11 protein-coding genes are annotated in these 16,465 nt (G+C 45.7%); 4 read left to right on the forward strand and 7 right to left on the reverse strand.

The genetic code is table 11. The features are described 5' to 3' along the window. Position 1 precedes the first annotated feature (1 nt). Positions 2–1,759, reverse strand: coding sequence for an ABC transporter ATP-binding protein (locus VB118_07955; protein MEA4832532.1), 1,758 nt, complete (start codon positions 1,757–1,759; stop codon positions 2–4). Further along, positions 1,756–2,190, reverse strand: a complete 435-nt coding sequence (locus tag VB118_07960; GenBank protein ID MEA4832533.1) for a MarR family winged helix-turn-helix transcriptional regulator — start codon at positions 2,188–2,190, stop codon at positions 1,756–1,758. Before VB118_07960 ends, VB118_07955 begins: the two co-directional genes overlap by 4 nt. A gap of 389 nt (positions 2,191–2,579) precedes the next feature. On the opposite strand from VB118_07960, the gene VB118_07965 reads away from it, so the two are divergent. From VB118_07965 to VB118_07980, 4 genes are all read left to right on the forward strand, one after another. After that, a complete protein-coding gene (locus VB118_07965; protein ID MEA4832534.1) occupies positions 2,580–3,899 on the forward strand; it encodes a pitrilysin family protein in 1,320 nt (439 codons plus the stop codon). Beyond that, positions 3,900–5,198, forward strand: a complete 1,299-nt coding sequence (locus VB118_07970; protein MEA4832535.1) for a pitrilysin family protein — start codon at positions 3,900–3,902, stop codon at positions 5,196–5,198. It begins immediately after the preceding gene. 15 nt (positions 5,199–5,213) lie between these two features. Beyond that, positions 5,214–6,245 (forward strand): prolipoprotein diacylglyceryl transferase, encoded by a 1,032-nt coding sequence (lgt, locus tag VB118_07975; protein MEA4832536.1) that lies wholly within the window; start codon positions 5,214–5,216, stop codon positions 6,243–6,245. Between the two features lie 81 nt (positions 6,246–6,326). Continuing rightward, positions 6,327–7,505, forward strand: a complete 1,179-nt coding sequence (locus VB118_07980; protein MEA4832537.1) for a hypothetical protein — start codon at positions 6,327–6,329, stop codon at positions 7,503–7,505. Positions 7,506–7,887: 382 nt separating this feature from the next. Here the strand turns inward: VB118_07980 and VB118_07985 are convergent, their stop codons facing one another. From VB118_07985 to VB118_08005, 5 genes are all read right to left on the reverse strand, one after another. After that, a complete protein-coding gene (locus VB118_07985; GenBank protein MEA4832538.1) occupies positions 7,888–9,882 on the reverse strand; it encodes a hypothetical protein in 1,995 nt (664 codons plus the stop codon). Positions 9,883–9,892: 10 nt separating this feature from the next. Further along, the gene (locus tag VB118_07990) at positions 9,893–12,688 is read right to left on the reverse strand and encodes a transglutaminase-like domain-containing protein (protein ID MEA4832539.1); all 2,796 of its coding nucleotides are present in this window, start codon (positions 12,686–12,688) and stop codon (positions 9,893–9,895) included. Positions 12,689–12,850: 162 nt separating this feature from the next. After that, a complete protein-coding gene (locus VB118_07995; protein ID MEA4832540.1) occupies positions 12,851–13,234 on the reverse strand; it encodes a ribonuclease III domain-containing protein in 384 nt (127 codons plus the stop codon). Further along, positions 13,221–15,002, reverse strand: a complete 1,782-nt coding sequence (locus VB118_08000) for a phospho-sugar mutase (GenBank protein ID MEA4832541.1) — start codon at positions 15,000–15,002, stop codon at positions 13,221–13,223. Before VB118_08000 ends, VB118_07995 begins: the two co-directional genes overlap by 14 nt. Further along, positions 14,986–16,422, reverse strand: a complete 1,437-nt coding sequence (locus VB118_08005; protein MEA4832542.1) for a hypothetical protein — start codon at positions 16,420–16,422, stop codon at positions 14,986–14,988. The genes VB118_08000 and VB118_08005 overlap by 17 nt, the downstream gene beginning before the upstream one ends. Between the last annotated feature and the right edge of the window lie 43 nt (positions 16,423–16,465).

Raw genomic sequence — 16,465 nt, forward strand, 5'->3', positions numbered from 1 at the left:
GTTATTCATTGTCATCGCCCTCGCTTTCTCTGGTCTGCGATTCATACACCTCGCGGTATATGCCGCTCCGGCTCATAAGCTCGTCATGCGTTCCGACGTCGGAAATCTGCCCGTCGTCCATAACGATTATTTTATCCGCATCCTTTACCGATGCCGCCCGCTGAGCAATAATAATTTTTGTTGTTTTGGGTAAATACTGATGCAAAGCTCGCCTGATTTTGGCGTCTGTTTTCATATCGACTGCGCTTGTGGAATCGTCGAGAATCAGAATTTTAGGCTTTTTTAGCAGTGCGCGCGCAATGCAAAGGCGTTGTTTCTGACCGCCGGACACATTTGTTCCGCCCTGTTCGATAACGGTGTCGTATCCCTTCGGGAAGCCGGAAACGAATTCGTCCGCGCATGCTGAGGCGCTCGCTTCCGCGATGTCTTCATCGGAGGCGTTTTCGTTGCCCCATTTAAGGTTATCGCGGATAGTGCCGGAAAACAGCTCGTTTTTTTGAAGAACCATGGCGACGCCGCCGCGCAGAACATCGAGGTCGTATTTTTTTATGTCATTGCCGCCGACCTTGACAATTCCTGTAGAAGCGTCGTAAAGGCGCGGAATCAGCTGTACGAGCGTGGATTTTGAAGATCCGGTCGCGCCGATTATGCCAACGGTTTCTCCCGAGGCGATCTTTAAGTTGATATTCGACAGACACGCCTTGTCGGCCTTTGCCGAATAGAAAAACCCGACGTTTTCGAATTCTATGCTGCCGTCCGCAAGAGTTTCAATGGGATTTTCGGGATTTACGATATTGCTCTTTTCACTTAGTAACTCTACAATCCGTTCGGCGGAGGCGCGTGAAATGGTTATCATGACAAACACCATGGATATCATCATAAGGCTCATCAGGATCTGCATGGCATAAGTAATCAGGCTCATAAGCTCTCCGGTGCTTAGGCCGATGTCAGGGTTGTTGCCGGACGCAATTATTGCGCGGGCTCCGAACCATGAGATCAGCAGCATGCATGCATACATGCAGAATTGCATAAGAGGCATATTGAGAGCGAGAACTTTTTCGGCTCCTGAGAAATCGCGGTATATGTCGCCCGATATTTTCTTGAATTTCTGCGTTTCATAATCCTCACGGACAAAGGACTTTACAACACGGATACCGCGGACATTTTCCTGAACAATGCCATTCAGCTTGTCGTATGTTTTAAAAATGCGTTCGAAAACGGGATGAACGCGGCTTATTATGAGATACATTCCGACCGCAAGTACAGGAAGGGCGGCTATGAATATAAGAGAAAGCTTTGCGTCTATTCCGAAGGAGACAATCAGTGAAAATATCATCATGACAGGAGCCCGGAACGCCATTCGCGTGAGCATCATAAATGCCATCTGCACATTGTTTACGTCAGTCGTGAGGCGTGTCACGATGCTCGCAGTAGAAAATTTATCAATATTGGAAAATGAAAAGGTCTGGATATTGGCGAACATATCGTCGCGAAGATTGCGGGCAAATCCGGCGGAGGAGATTGACGAGCTTCGCCCGGCGGCGACGCCGAAAAACAGCGAAGCGAAGGATGAAAGCAACAAAGCTATACCCATTTTAAAAACATATTGCATATTACCGGCATCGATGCCGAAATCTATGAGATTCGCTGTAAAAAGGGGTATAATAACCTCAAGGACAACCTCGAGAATTACGAAAACAGGTGTAAGGACCGTTTGGGTCATATACTGACGGATCCTTTTGGCGAGAATTCTGATCATATAATTATATTGTTCCTCATGCGTTCGATATATGAATATAAGTTGTCAAGCTCCTCATCGGAAAAACCTTTGATTAGCATTTCGTTTACCACGCGGTGATCCTCATCCATGAATTTAACGAGCTCTTCTGCCTTGTCTGTCAGAACAAGCTTTTTGAGCCGGGCGTCATGCTGCACCGCGACACGCTCTATAAGGCCCTTTGTGACCATCAGGTTGACGACTTTAGACGCGGTTGAACGGGTAATACCGAAATCCTTTTCAAAGTCTCGCTGATATACGTCGCGGTCTCTGTTTGAGCCGATGTATCCTATGATCCATCCGTTCGTGCCGGTGATATTGTCGATATATTTCTTATGAGTCGAGCAATCGACAAATCGGTGAACGCGGTGATTGAGAGTGTGAAGCTCGAAGCCTATGTTTCTTCTTGGCATTATATCCTCCTTATATGTTTGATATCATACAGTTTCATATAAAACAGTATCACATCAAACATTATAAAGGCTGTATCATGCATAATCAATATACACATGTTACGCGATCATGAATTATTTATGTCTTTTGGAATTGACTATTGATATCCGGGCCGGGAAATGTTATACTTTACCTATATAATGTCTGTTGAACAATTATAAAACACATACAACAGTAAGAAAAACATGAAATACAATTGATTGCACATCTAAACTGGTCAACTCTCGACCAAGTTAGGCAATCAATGGATATTGTACTCCAAGATCAATGATTTTGGTCGGTTTAACAACTGCCAAAACTTCAGTAGATATTATATAAATACAGTTATAAACAGTTATAATATGAAAGGATGCAGAACGGACAAATGGATATAAAGCCAAGAAGAAAAGTAATCGGCAACAATATTGCCGTAAATCTGATCAAAACCGATAAATATAAGACAAACTTTCTCACTTTTTATTTTCTTACAACACTTACTGAAAAAAGCGCGTCATATACTCAGCTTATTTCAAGAATAATCACACGCGCCTGCGCGAAATATCCGACATCTGTCGAGCTCAACCGCACGCTCGACGATTGTTACGGGGCCGAAGCTAATGCAAGCGCGGTCAAGCATGGCGAATACGAAGTGCTCGGCTTTTCGTTGTCAACGCTTGCCGACAAATATGCCATGGACTCAGATAAAGTTACGGACACCGCGGTTGATATTTGCGCGGAAATGCTTTTCAAGCCGTATTTGGTGGAAGGCGGCTTTGACAAATCGATAGTTGAAAGTGAAAAAGTCAACGTCAAGGACGCGATAAGCGCCGAAATAAACAACAAATCCGAATATGCCAGAAAGCGCATGATACGCATCATGTGCGAAGGCGAGGCATACGCGATAAATCCGCTCGGATATCCCGATATAGTTGATGAGGCCGACGGCGTCTCTCTTTATGAATTTTACCGCGAGCTTATAAAAACCTCGCGCGTTGAAATATTCTTCGCGGGAATTTGCGACGAGGACAGGCTTGTCAAAAAGCTATCAAGCGCATTTTCAAATATCGGCCGCGCTCCTGCCTGTCTTCCCGAAACACATGTTATTTCAACAGTCGGAGAGATAAAACGCGTCACAGAGCAGATGCCGGTGACGCAGAGCCATCTTGTCATGGGCTTTCGCACCGGAATTACCACCTCTGATCGCGACTTCCGCGCTTTTTCACTTTATAACTCGGTTCTCGGCGGCTCACTCACCAGCAAGCTGTTCATGAATGTGCGTGAAAAGCTTTCGCTTTGTTATACAGTAAACTCCATGCCTGACGCGGCAAAGGGTATCATGCGCGTATATGCCGGTATAGATGACAAAAAGTTTGACGCTGCGTATGACGAGATCATGCGTCAGATGAAGCTTATTTCAGACGCGGATATCACTGACAGCGAACTTCGCGAATCGAAAAACGCGTTAATAAATTCTCTGAACAGTCTTCCCGACAATCCCGGCGCTCTTGCGAGCTGGTTCTTGCCCAGAATACTCAACGGTCTGTTTGACGAAACGCCGCTGACTGTTGCCGAAGAAATAGAAGCGCTTACAAAGGAAGAAGTTGTGGCTGTATCATCGCGGGTCAAACTTGATACGGTATACCTTATGAAGCCTGACGGTACCGTAAAGCCGGAAGAGGAGGAAGAATAAATGATATTTACTGAAAAAAAGAGCGAAAGGCTCGGAGAACGGTACTTTACCGGACGGCACGAATCCGGGCTTGAAATTTATTTAATACCTAAGGATCACAAGAGCGCCTTTGCTCTGCTCGGGACGCGTTACGGTTCCATTCACCGCACCTTTAAAACCGGAGCGGACAAGGATTTCATCACTGTGCCCGACGGAGTCGCACATTTTCTTGAGCATAAGCTGTTTGAAAACGAGGACGGCACCGACACATTTTCGCTGTTCGGAGCGATGGGTGCTTCATGCAACGCTTTTACCTCGAATGAAATAACCGCCTATCTTTTCTCCGCTACTGATAAATATTACGAGAATCTTGAAATATTACTGAAATTCGTCACAACTCCGTATTTCACAAAAGAAACCGTCGAAAAGGAAATAGGAATAATATCGCAGGAGCTGAGAATGTATCTCGACAATCCCTACAGACAGCTGTATAACGGATTGTTAAATTCTATGTATGTGAACAGCAATGTAAAAATAGATGTTGGCGGAACGGAAGAATCAATTTCGCATATTACAGCCGACATTCTTTATCGCTGCTATAACACATTTTACAATCTTCACAATATGACTCTTTGCCTCTGCGGTGATTTTAACTGTGATAAAGTCGCTAAATTATGCGACAAGGTACTTAAAAATTCACCCGATATCGAGATATCACATCAATTTCCCGACGAACCGGACCGCCCCGCTTCCAAAAAGCTTGTCAAGGAATTTCCGATCGCGCTGCCGATGTTTTATTCCGGTATCAAGGAGCCGGACATAAATCTGTCGTCCTTCGGAGCCGAGCTTGTCAAAAAAGACGCGGAACACCGTATCATATGCGAAATGTTATTCGGTAAATCAAGCGCGTTTTACAATTCGCTTTATGAAAAAGGCCTTATAAACGACAAGTTTTCCGCCGGATATAATCTCGGACGCACATACGGATTTTTTTATTGCGCCGCCGAAACACGTGAGCCCGACAAGGTGAACGAATTGGTCGCGAACGAAATTGCTTCCGCGCGTGCCGGGAATTTTTCCGAAGATTTTAACACGCTTTTTGAGAGAAGCAAACGCGTGGTTTATTCTGACGCGGTTCAGGAATGGAACTCTACGAGTGACATAGCCGAGAATTTTCTCTTTACGCTGTTCGTCGGAGGAGATATGCTCGATACGCCCAATATAATCGCCGATATCACTCCCGCCGATATATTCGCACGGCTTAAACGGAGTTATAATACGGACAATCTCGTCACGAGCCTGATTATCCCTAAGAAATGAGAGGTATACGTAAAAATGCTTGCGGTCATCCATTGGCTTTCGTTCCCGGGGCTCGGGATCGGACCTTTTAAAATCGATACTGTAGCGTTTAATATCTTCGGAAAAGACATCGCATGGTATGGCATAATCATATGCTGTGGCATGATCCTGGCGTTTTTGTATTCTAATAACCGCGCCAGGCATGAAGGAGTATCCACCGATGATTTTCTCGATCTTATCATATTCGCGATTCCGGTCGGGATTATTTGCGCCCGTACGTATTTTGTTCTGACAAAGCTCGAGCTATATGATTCCTTCTGGGATATGTGTAAAATATGGGAAGGCGGTCTCGCGATATACGGCGCCATTATCGGCGGCTTTATCGTTGTCTTGGCATTCTCAAAGATCAAGAAAATCAAGTTTTATAAGCTTCTTGATATCGTTGCTCCGGGGGTTCTGATAGGACAGATAATCGGTCGTTGGGGGAATTTCGCAAACGCCGAGGCACATGGCGGTTCGACCGGGCTTCCGTGGAGAATGGGGATCGGATCCACAAACGTTATAACAGAGTTTTATCATCCGACCTTCCTCTATGAATCCGTCTGGAACCTAATCGGATTTTTAATCATACATCTTGTATATAAAAAGAAAAAGTTTGACGGCCAGATATTCTGTCTGTATATTGCATGGTACGGTTTCGGACGTATGTTTATTGAGATGCTGCGTACCGACAGCCTTTATATCAACCTTTTCGGAACCGAATACCGCATTTCCGCTCTTGTCGGCCTTCTTTCTTTCATTGTCGGTTTGATACTGTATATAACCCTGAAGAAGGGCGGGCTTCGGCACGAGGAAGCTGTTCTTTCAAAGGAAAACAGCTTTAAACAGATGATCAAAGAAAGCGACGAGGATCAGCGTGAGGTTGATTCAGCTCGCGAAAAAGCTAATATAATGAACTTAAAAACTGATAATACCGATACCGCTCCATCGAAAGAGGCTGCGCCCGATGCGTCTGCGGAGGCTTCCGAGACTTCATCCGAAGACGAAAAAACGGGACGAAATTCGTGATATTATTTCACTATTAATTACTGGCATTCTGCATTGAACGCATCAAAACTTTCATTTCTGACCGCAAAGGAATCATGTATAATGGGAGAAAAAATTATACCTCTAACATTTATTTCCGATGGCAGGCTTGGTGTTTACAAAAATGGCAAATCTGAATTTCTCACCTTGAAGAAACAAGAAACTTATATAAATGTGATAAGGCAGATTAACAAAGGAAACGATTGGAAATCCACCGGAAGAGGCGCGGCTTTTATGGGAGTCATGTATAAGCCGGCAGACGAGGACGAAGGATTTTCACTCAATGCGGCGGAAGCTGTTTCAGACGAATTGCTTGTTTATGCCTGTACCTGTTCATCGACGGGATGTATATATACTAAAAAAATTGACAGCTGTTCCCCGGAGGGTCTTGTTGCGGCGTCTACCGATTGGCGTGTTTCATCAATATGCGCCTGCCGGTCGCAGATTGAAGCATACGGCGGTTCTCTTTTATGTGTGGCGGAAATGGAATATAAAAGAGGAGAATCACATATTGTTCTCTTTTATTCAGACAAGCCGTATGTGACAGTGACCGACGGTGATACGCGAGATGCCAATCCGTTTATATCACCGGACGGTTCGGTATGCTATTTCGATTACTGTGGAAACGCACGTGATATAAACGGAATTGTAATAGATATCGGGCCGAGAGTTATATGCTCGTATGATTTCAAAACGCATTTGGTCAATGAACTGTTATCGGATGACAGTATAGATTATTTCTCGCCAAAGTCAGATGACAAAGGCAATTTATATTACATAAAACGTCCTTATAAAGAAAAGAGGAACGAAGATAACGGATTTGTTAATATCCTTAAAGCGCCATTTAAGATTATAAAAGCAGTTGGAGGCGCATTTGATCTTTTCACGTGTAAATACGCAGGCGAATCTCTGAAAAGTAACGAGGAGCAGAAGGCCAAAAATAAATCAGAAAAACAAATATTTATTGAGAATAATATTATAAACGCAGACCGCGAACAAAAAGAAAATGCTGCGACCGGAGAGAAATTCCCTGGTATTATCCCAAACAGCTGGGTGCTTGCATGCCGTGAACCATCCGGAAATGAAAAAGTAATCAAAAAAGGCGTATGCGGTTTCACACTTTATGACTACGAGATAGTTTATACCAACGGCAGCAATCTTGTCATGCTCAGAAATAATCATGAATCCGATACAGAACATGAGGAAACCCTGTTGTTGAAAGGCAATAAAATTATTCTATAATAATGTCTGCTGAACAATCATAAAACACATATAACAGTAAAGAAATGATGCTAACAATGATTGTTCAGGTGCAAGGTTTTTAAGCTTTACAGCTCAAAAACCTTGCACCTCTAAATTGTTCGACTCCCGACCAATTTAGAAAACAGGCGGCAATCAATGAATGCTGAACTCCAAAATCAATGATTTTGGAGGGTTTTGGCTGGCTTTTCAACTGCCAAAACCTATGCCGTTCGAAAACGGCATTATTCAGTAGACATTATAATAGATAAGTATAAAAATTGCCGCTTTAATAAAAATTCGGATTTTCAAGAACAATGAACGTAATTTTACAAAAGCAAAATCCGGCCGCATAACAATGCGGCCGGACTTTTTGCGCAGTGCTTTATTCTATTACGGCATATATACCGCTGCCGGATAAATCGGCTTTAATACGGTAGCCGCCGGGTATCGGTTCAACGAATATATCCTTTTCAGCTCCTGGGAATTCGGGGGACTTGATTTTCTTTTCCTTAAGTTCGGGAAGATTGCCGTAAATTTCAAATTCGTATTCATGATCCGTTACAACGTTTTCTATTTTATCCAGAACCTTTGTCCCGAAGGTTGATATCCATTTATGCGGAATGCCGACGATTCCGGTATTCATTATATGAATTATCAGGCGTCCGTCTTCTGTCTTCGCACGGAAAACTCTGCGTTTATCTCCTGCTATTATATTTACGAGCGGTTTTATGATACCTTTTTTTATAAGCTCCGGCAATTCCGAGCTGCCTGGAACAAACACAAGCCCTTTATATCCGGCTTTTTTGAGCTCGTCCGAGAACGATTTTTCGCGTGCAAAGCCCTTTTCATCTTTTATGCCGAATTCTCCGGCGATGATCATTATGCCGCCATTTTGAAGGTATGCTTTTACGGCGGCAAACTGAGCTTCTGAAACGCATGCGCACGATTCCACAACTATCGGAGTGGTCTCCGATAAAAGCGCCTCTGCGCTTGCCAGCTCACGGAATCTGACAAAGCGGTATCCAATATCGGCAAGGACGAATTCCTGAGCCCATCCGTTGACAAGCGACCACGCGTCCGCGCCTGAGGACGTATGATATCCGTTTTCACGGTTATATCTGCTGTTTACCAGACGCACGTTGACGATGTCTTCGCTGTTGAACGGATCAACGGGGCTATGGCTTGATTCCCATGTGTATATCGGCTTCATAAGCTCTTCCAGCTTGGGTAGATCCTCCGGCTCGTCGTCCAGGCGGCCCGGCATCGTGCTTGCCCAGTTTCCGGCGCCCCAGAAACGCGCGAGAGCCCATCCGAGATATGCGCCGTCCTCAAAAGTCGTATAACTGAGTGCGATTGCAGGCGCGTTGCCCATTTTTTTGGCGATATCGCGCTGCTGCATAGCTTCCGCATCTTTTGCGACCCAGTTTGTAGACGAGCAGGTAAGCCCGCAATTTTCCAGCATTACGATATCGAGCGAGTCGGCGTTTTTTTCCAGATCCAGCGCAAGCGGGTTGAGATACATCGGCCCCGTTGCGGAGCAGCAGGTGAAGAGCGGCTTTGGAGAAACGACGCTTCTTACCATTTTTATATGGTCAAGCACGGAATCTGTTCTCATGCGCAGATAATCGCGGAAAGCGGGATTTTCATAATTTCCCCAAGAATTGGGATGACCGGATATATCGCCCCAGAAGGATTTATCGGACAGAGGAGGAATTTCAAGTCCGTATTCACGGCGGAATCTTTCACGGCAGTATTCACAGCCGCATACGGCAAGGCTTCCGTACTCACACATGTCGTCTACTTCGATGGCATCGAAATCCACCTCTGCGACGAGTCTTTCGAGATATTTTTTATGCATATCGAGAAATCCGGGATTGTTGTGACAAAAAAGCTCTGTCTGATAGCTCGGTGTATATCCGCGGCTGCCGTCTCTGAGATCGACTTCGCATATATCGCGGAACATATGACCTTCATAACAGGCGTATTCGGCCGCTTTGAAATCCTTATGAAGGAGCACATGGTGACGGTGAGAGCGGTGAAGCTTTTCAAATTCTGCCTGATCCCTGGGACGCTCAATTAGATTACAGGAATAATGATCGATGAATTTTATTCCGTATTTATGAAGCTCCGCGCATACTTCATTCATGTAGCCGTGATAATTCTGAAAATAATCTGAAAAATCAAAACGCATATGGAGTCCGTAATTGATTACGGAGTCGATTCCAGCATCGTGAAATGCCTTTGCGCGTTTTTTGATTTTGTTTTTTACTGTAATGTCCGGCCAGGTCAGATCCGCCGGCTCGTTCCACCAGCTTGCCATGCGGCGAGGATATACTTTTGCTGAATATGGCGGTCTTGCGATTGCTTTTTCGTCCATATGATATCTCCTAAATCAAACATAATATATATCTGTACCAAAGTCTTTTGGAAAGCCTCATTGCTTTGTAAAGATCTCCGGACATTTTCTGTATGAATTTGCGTGCGGCTGCTTTTTCTTCTCTTGTGTTGCCATTTTCGGAAAACTCGCCTTTTTGCAGGATCTGCATAACGGGAACAAGCTCTCCGGATTTCACGCATCCTTTCATTGCATTGCTTGCGCAATCGGAAAGCGCTGCTATGCTGCCGCACTTCTGGGCTTCGACACCAAAAGCGGAAAACAGCTTCAACATATAGCTTTGCATGGCATAGGTTCCGCTTTTTCCCGCAACACGGAAACGGCCGTATCTGATTTTTCGCCTGTAAAAGCTCTGAAATACTATCAGCAGTGGAACGGCTGCGGCCAGGATAACGGCGATAACTAATACCGTTCTCCATGAATCAGCGTTCGTGTTTCCGGGATTCACGTATATTATGCCTGTGTCAGTTCCGGTAATTGAGGCCTCTGTTTGGGGCTCGGTATATGCTTCTTCATATGTATCGGGGGCGTCTGTTTCAACCGGTTCATCCGGGCGGGGATTGATGAGGCCGTCGTATTCGGCTGAATAAAGCTCGCGATCATACCCTGCTGTCGCTTCGATTACCAGCCATCCGGCTCCGTCAATATACACCTCTGTCCATGCGTGCGCGGAATCGTCGCGGACGTTGTATTCATAAGCCGTTTCGGAGGCGCTTTTTTCAGCAAGCTCGGGCGAGACATAAAAGCCCTCGACATATCGTGACGGAATGCCGCCGAATCTTAATAGCAAGGTCATCGCGGTGGCAAAGTGGGTACAGTATCCCATCTTCGTATCGAATAAAAAGCCTTCTATATAATCTCCGCCGTCCGCGTCCGATTTAGGCGGGGTTCGCGTATATTTATAATTTGTTCTCAGATATTGAGCTATGGCAAACGCTTTTTCAATATCGGTGTCAGCGTTTTTTGTTATTTTGTGATATAGCTCCATGATCCTTTGCGACGAGCTGATTTTTCTCGGAAGAGAAGTATACTGTGAACGAACATAGCTTGCGTATTTTTGTTGAATCGCGCTGTCTTCGGACATTCTTTCGAGCTTTTTGGTAAGCTCCGCTTCAGCAATTTGTATATTTGATGTCTTTAGGCGAAGGATTGAAAAGAGTGTGGCGATATCCGGATCGTCAGATCCGGAAATAATCAGCCTGGCTGTCTCGGCGGCTCCGAACTTTTTAATTATATCGGCGCATTTTTTATATTTAATCAGCGAATTCTGAAAATTAACGAGAAAACCGCTGTTGGTATATATAGGCAAAAGCGCGGAAAACGAATATTGTGCGTCAGAATTCGTGTTATTATCCCGGGTAAACGTAAAAAGTGAATCGCTGATCTGTTGAATGAGAATTTCAGATGGAGAAGAAAACGATTCATCGGATAAATACGAGGGCAAAAGCGCAAGATTGCTGCTTCTGTCCTTCAAGACAATTCTACCCTTTTGTCCTACGAAGCCAAAATTCATCGTGTTTACTGTTTTCAATATATCTTTGTCCGAATATGTGCTCCATGAGAATTGCATAAAGCTGCTGAATATAGAATCGGAAATAAAATCCGCTCCGAAGCTCTGGCGAAATCTTATCCCTTCTAAAGTCGTTGCGTCATTCCATACTCCGCCGCTGTAATTTTTTCCTATCCATCCGCGCAGATACCACGAGGCCTTACCTGATGAATAAAGCGTCAGCTCCTGTTCTCCGGTGAACATAACCGGACTGTCGGAAACGGTTCCTCCGCTGATTCCTCCTCCAAGCTCCGGCATGGCTAAGCTTCCGTCGCGGCCGATAAGGCTGTATATGTATGATCTTGCGATTTTCATTTCGTCATTTATAAAAGCTATCTCCGGCATGGTATCCAGCCTTTCGGGCTTAATCAATCCAAACATAACAGAAGTACAAATAGAAAGCGCGATTATACCGGAAAAGCCCTGGCGCGCGCGAAGATAAAAGATGCGTTCTGTATTCCCACGTAATTCTGTATCTGCATTTTTATTGTTGTGTTTAAAACAAATATGATCGGCTCCCGTCGTCATCGAATTTTCGTACAGCATCATAACATAAACGGAAGTAATCGTGCATAACAGAAAAGCGAATGACTTTGAAGACGGGAAAAAGCCGACAAAGAATGAAAAAATAAGATAAACCGAGCATATGCCGGTAAAAAACCATATTCTCATGCGCTTTCCCATCATGGCAAAGCCGATGATTACAGTAAATACGGTTTGTAATATGACCGTTATGCGAGTGGAAAAGTCAGAAAACAAGGTTATGTTTTCCGTAAATCCCGAAAGAAAAATTCCAGAATTGATCTGCGGTATAAAAGTATATCCCCGGCGTACAAGGATATCCGAAGCATACGCCGCGAAAATACGCAGGTCATCGACGGGTGAAGCTTCTGTAAATACGCCTGCAAATAATACGGTCACAAGGAGCGCCGGAATGAATAGAAGTCGGAAAAGCTTTCTGTCAGACAGCATTGCCGCGGAATACACGGCTCCTGTAACAACAGCGCAAAGTATGACGGGAAACACACTCGGGATAAGAGCAAAGCCGTCTGTAAAACAAAACGAAAAAGATATCGCAAGAGCGATATAACAGAGGCTTTTTGAGATATACCCGAAAATATTGGACAGCGTATTTGCCTTTACTTCGTCATATTGGACAAATCCGGCGCCGTTGCTGACCTCAGAAAGCGAAAATTTTCCGCCGCAGCCGGGAGCGTATTTCATTTCTGGTTTATTCATTTTCAAATATGTCCTGCCGCTTTCCTTTCTCTTATCTTACGCGTATAAAAACATTACTGTTCCGCCTGCGTTAACGAAGGATCATTTTTAAAGGAGATTGATATTATCTTACAAAAGAAATATTAACTTGTCAAATAAATAATAATCGATGATCATTCAATTTCATTGGCCGTCGTTTTCGGGAAAGCCAAGGGTAAAAAGTTCTTCATTGCGTGAATCAAGCCCGTTTATGTGATTATATCCGAAGACTGCCTCAAGTCCGGTCGCCGTGCGGTATGTATAAAGCGAGGCGCTTCTCGGAACGGAATTGCTTTTTGCATTTTTACCGTATTTGAATATCTGTGCCTCGTCCTCGGTGAATTTGTCATTAAGTCGCCGGGCGGCTTCCGCCTGCTTAACGGCGGTGACAAAGGATAAAGATCGCTCGTTGCATTTTTGCGGTGTCATTCCCGGAATTGAAATAAGGTATTTTCTCACAATAAGCTCCATTGCCGCGTCGCCGAGATACGCGAGCAATAAAATATCCGGCAGTTCAGCTGCGTTCATGGCACAATTCCGTTAAGTCTGTTTTAAGAGCTTCGAGATAAACGGCGCATTCGGCCGCGTTAGTGCCGTTTATAAAGAAATAAAGCTTTATCTTTGGCTCGGTTCCGGATGGACGGACGACTACTCTGTCGCCCCTGTCTGTTTCAAAAGCGAGCATATTTTCGCTTTTTAACTTAATTTGGGAAACGCTTCCCGATGCAATGTCTGTTTTCAATCTCTTTTGATAATCCGATATGGTTTTTATTTTAACACCTCCGAGTATGAAGGGCGGAGAATTGCGCAGAGCGTTCATAATTTCTGAAACAGCGGCGCGGAAATCCGGAGATTTTATCGGTATGTCGACCAGCATTTCGGTCATATAACCGTATTTTTTGTATATGGCCTCAAGTGCGCCGCAGAGCGTCATACCCTTCGATTTGTAATAAACGGCTGCCTCTGCGATTAAAAGCGACGCGGCCTGTGCGTCCTTATCGCGTGCGTATGGCGCGGAAAGATAACCGTGGCTTTCTTCAAAGCCGAAAATAAATGTTTTTTCTCCTGTCTGTTCGTACAATGCGGCTTTTTCACCGATGTACTTAAAGCCGGTATATACATCCTCGCATTCGATGCCGTTTGCGCGGCATATCACATCTGCCAGTCCTGTAGAAACGACTGATTTGACTACGCAAGCGTCAGAGGGCAGCTTTCCTGTGCGGAGGCGGGCGGTGATGATGTATTCAAGCAGCAAAAGACCGATTTGATTACCCGTAAACGTACGGAATCCGTCTTTGCCTTTAGCTGAAACGCCCATTCTGTCTCCATCCGGGTCTGTGGCTATGACAATGTCGGCATTCGCTTTTTCCGCGACGCTGATTCCTTCAATAAAGGCTTCCGGATATTGAGGATTCGGCTTTTCCACCGTAGGGAAATTTCCGTCCGGTTTGTTTTGGCTTTCAACCTCCAAGACGCTTGTAAATCCGGCTGCATGTAGAATGCGAGGGACGAGAAGATATCCTGAGCCATGAAGCGGCGTATAAACTATCCCGATGCCCCTGTCCGCGCCGGCGGGAAGAAGAGAACATTTTAAAACAGCGCGGCAATATGCCTCGTCGGTCTCTTCACCGATCAGAGTGATCATTCCGCTTTTTATCCCGTCTTCGAGAGTGACGCGCGGCATAGAGCCGAGAAAATCAAAATTCCGGCATCCGTCGGCAATGCCTGCCGCGCATTCGGGTGAGCATTGTGCACCGTTTTCTCCGAAAACCTTATATCCGTTATATTCCTTTGTGTTATGAGAGGCGGTGACATTAATTCCTGCGGCGCATTTATGATAAAGTATTGCAAACGAAAGCTCCGGGGTCGGGCGCAGCGAATCGAAGAGGAACACCTTTATGCCTTCCTCACACAGGACTCGCGCTGCAATTCCGGAAAACATTTCCGAGTTGTTCCTGCTGTCATAAGCGATCACAACTCCGCCCTTGGTTTCCGACGATTTCAGGTATGCCGCGAGCGAACGCGACACGACAGCTACCGTGTATTTATTCATGCGCGTTGTGCCGCTTTGCATAATACCGCGGATTCCCGCAGTGCCGAATTCGGGAAGCAGCGCGAATCTGGCCGTAAGCGCGTCACGGTTTTCAATAAGCCGGTTCAGTTCGTCCTTTTCCACGCCGGTCATTTCGGCGCGTCGCAGCCATTCTGCTGCGTTATTTTTTGCCGTTTCATAAAGCGCGGTCTTATTGGTTGAAAGTGTATTTTCGTAAAGGATCATGTTATTTACTCTTCTCATCAATATATTTTTCGGCTGCGCGAAGCCCGTCGCATGCGGCGCTCGTTATGCCGCCCGCATATCCCGCGCCTTCTCCGCACGGGTAAATCCCTTTGAAGGACATTCCCCCCGGACCGACTGCGAAAAACATATCGTCCCTTGATATTCTCACTGGAGACGAAGTCCGGGTTTCTACTCCGGTCAAAGGAGCGTCAGGATTTTTAAAAAACGAATACCGCGTCCCGAATACCCGAAGCCCAATGCGCAGCGCTTCGGCGAGCGGAGCGGGAAATAAAAGCCCCAGATCGGCGCCGCGTACGCCGAGAGGATATGTCGGCATAATGCTGCCGAATTCTGTTGAGACTTTCTGATCGAGAAAATCGCCGAGTCTCTGACATGGCGCGGTAAAACCTCCGCCTCCCGCCGAAAAAGCTCCGCGTTCCATGTTTTCCCGGAACTCCATGGCCGCGAACGGGTTGCCGTTAAAATCTGAGCTTTTTACAGAAACGGCGACAGCGCAGTTTGAATTTATGCCATCTCGCGCATATTCGCTCATGCCGTTTGTCACAACGTGCCCGTTTTCGCTTGCCGCCGCCGTGACGGTGCCGCCCGGGCACATACAGAACGTATAAACGCCCCTGTTATTGATATGATGCGCAAGGTTATATTCGGCCGGTGGGAGATTGATTCCCCCGTCTTCCAGATTTGCTCCACGGTATATACAAGTGTCCGTTTCGGCGCGCGTGTGTTCAATCCTGAAGCCGACCGAACAATCCTTCGCAGATATTTCCATACCGAGGCTTCCAAGCATTCTTATCGTGCCGTGAGCGCTGTGTCCGACCGCTATAAAGACGCTGTCGGTAAATATTGAATCAGATCCGGCACACAATTCATATCCGCCCCGGAGAGGGGCGATCGAATCAAGACGCGTGCCGAACCGTATCTCACCGCCAAGTGAAATTATTTCATTTCTGATGCTTTTAATAATTAAAGGCAGTTTGTCTGTTCCGAGATGCGGGCGCGCATTGACAGCGATATCCGGCGGCGCGCCGTGTTTTAAATATGATTGTATGACGAACGCGCATCTCGGATCGTTGATGCGCGTCAGAAGCTTTCCGTCTGAAAAGGTTCCGGCTCCGCCCTCGCCAAACTGTATGTTTGATTCCTCATCGAGTTCTTTCCCGGAGCAGAACCGTGCGATTTTCTCCGCGCGTTTGTCCGCGTCATCTCCGCGTTCAAGCACAATCGGTGCGAAACCCTTCAATGCAAGGAGCAATGCGCAAAACATCCCGCATGGACCGAAGCCCACGACGACCGGTCGGGGAGATTTTGACGCACATGATTTTATATTTTCAGGATATCCGTCTGTGACAAATTCCTCGGTATTTTCCTTGAGGGCATCCGGTATTTTTTGAAGCTGCGTTTCGCAAAGCACAGACAAAACCGAATAAATATCCGGAGCTTTTCTCGCGTCTGTTGACCTG

This window comes from Oscillospiraceae bacterium, from assembly GCA_034925865.1.
Classification (GTDB): domain Bacteria; phylum Bacillota; class Clostridia; order Oscillospirales; family SIG627; genus SIG704.

Excerpts from the sequence above, each read along its gene's own strand:
- VB118_07955 (MEA4832532.1), bottom strand. The coding sequence starts at position 1,759 with ATGATCAGAATTCTCGCCAAAAGGATCCGTCAGTATATGACCCAAACG.
- VB118_07960 (MEA4832533.1), bottom strand. The coding sequence starts at position 2,190 with ATGCCAAGAAGAAACATAGGCTTCGAGCTTCACACTCTCAATCACCGC.
- VB118_07965 (MEA4832534.1), top strand. The coding sequence starts at position 2,580 with ATGCAGAACGGACAAATGGATATAAAGCCAAGAAGAAAAGTAATCGGC.
- VB118_07970 (MEA4832535.1), top strand. The coding sequence starts at position 3,900 with ATGATATTTACTGAAAAAAAGAGCGAAAGGCTCGGAGAACGGTACTTT.
- lgt (MEA4832536.1), top strand. The coding sequence starts at position 5,214 with ATGCTTGCGGTCATCCATTGGCTTTCGTTCCCGGGGCTCGGGATCGGA.
- VB118_07980 (MEA4832537.1), top strand. The coding sequence starts at position 6,327 with ATGGGAGAAAAAATTATACCTCTAACATTTATTTCCGATGGCAGGCTT.
- VB118_07985 (MEA4832538.1), bottom strand. The coding sequence starts at position 9,882 with ATGGACGAAAAAGCAATCGCAAGACCGCCATATTCAGCAAAAGTATAT.
- VB118_07990 (MEA4832539.1), bottom strand. The coding sequence starts at position 12,688 with ATGAATAAACCAGAAATGAAATACGCTCCCGGCTGCGGCGGAAAATTT.
- VB118_07995 (MEA4832540.1), bottom strand. The coding sequence starts at position 13,234 with ATGAACGCAGCTGAACTGCCGGATATTTTATTGCTCGCGTATCTCGGC.
- VB118_08000 (MEA4832541.1), bottom strand. The coding sequence starts at position 15,002 with ATGAGAAGAGTAAATAACATGATCCTTTACGAAAATACACTTTCAACC.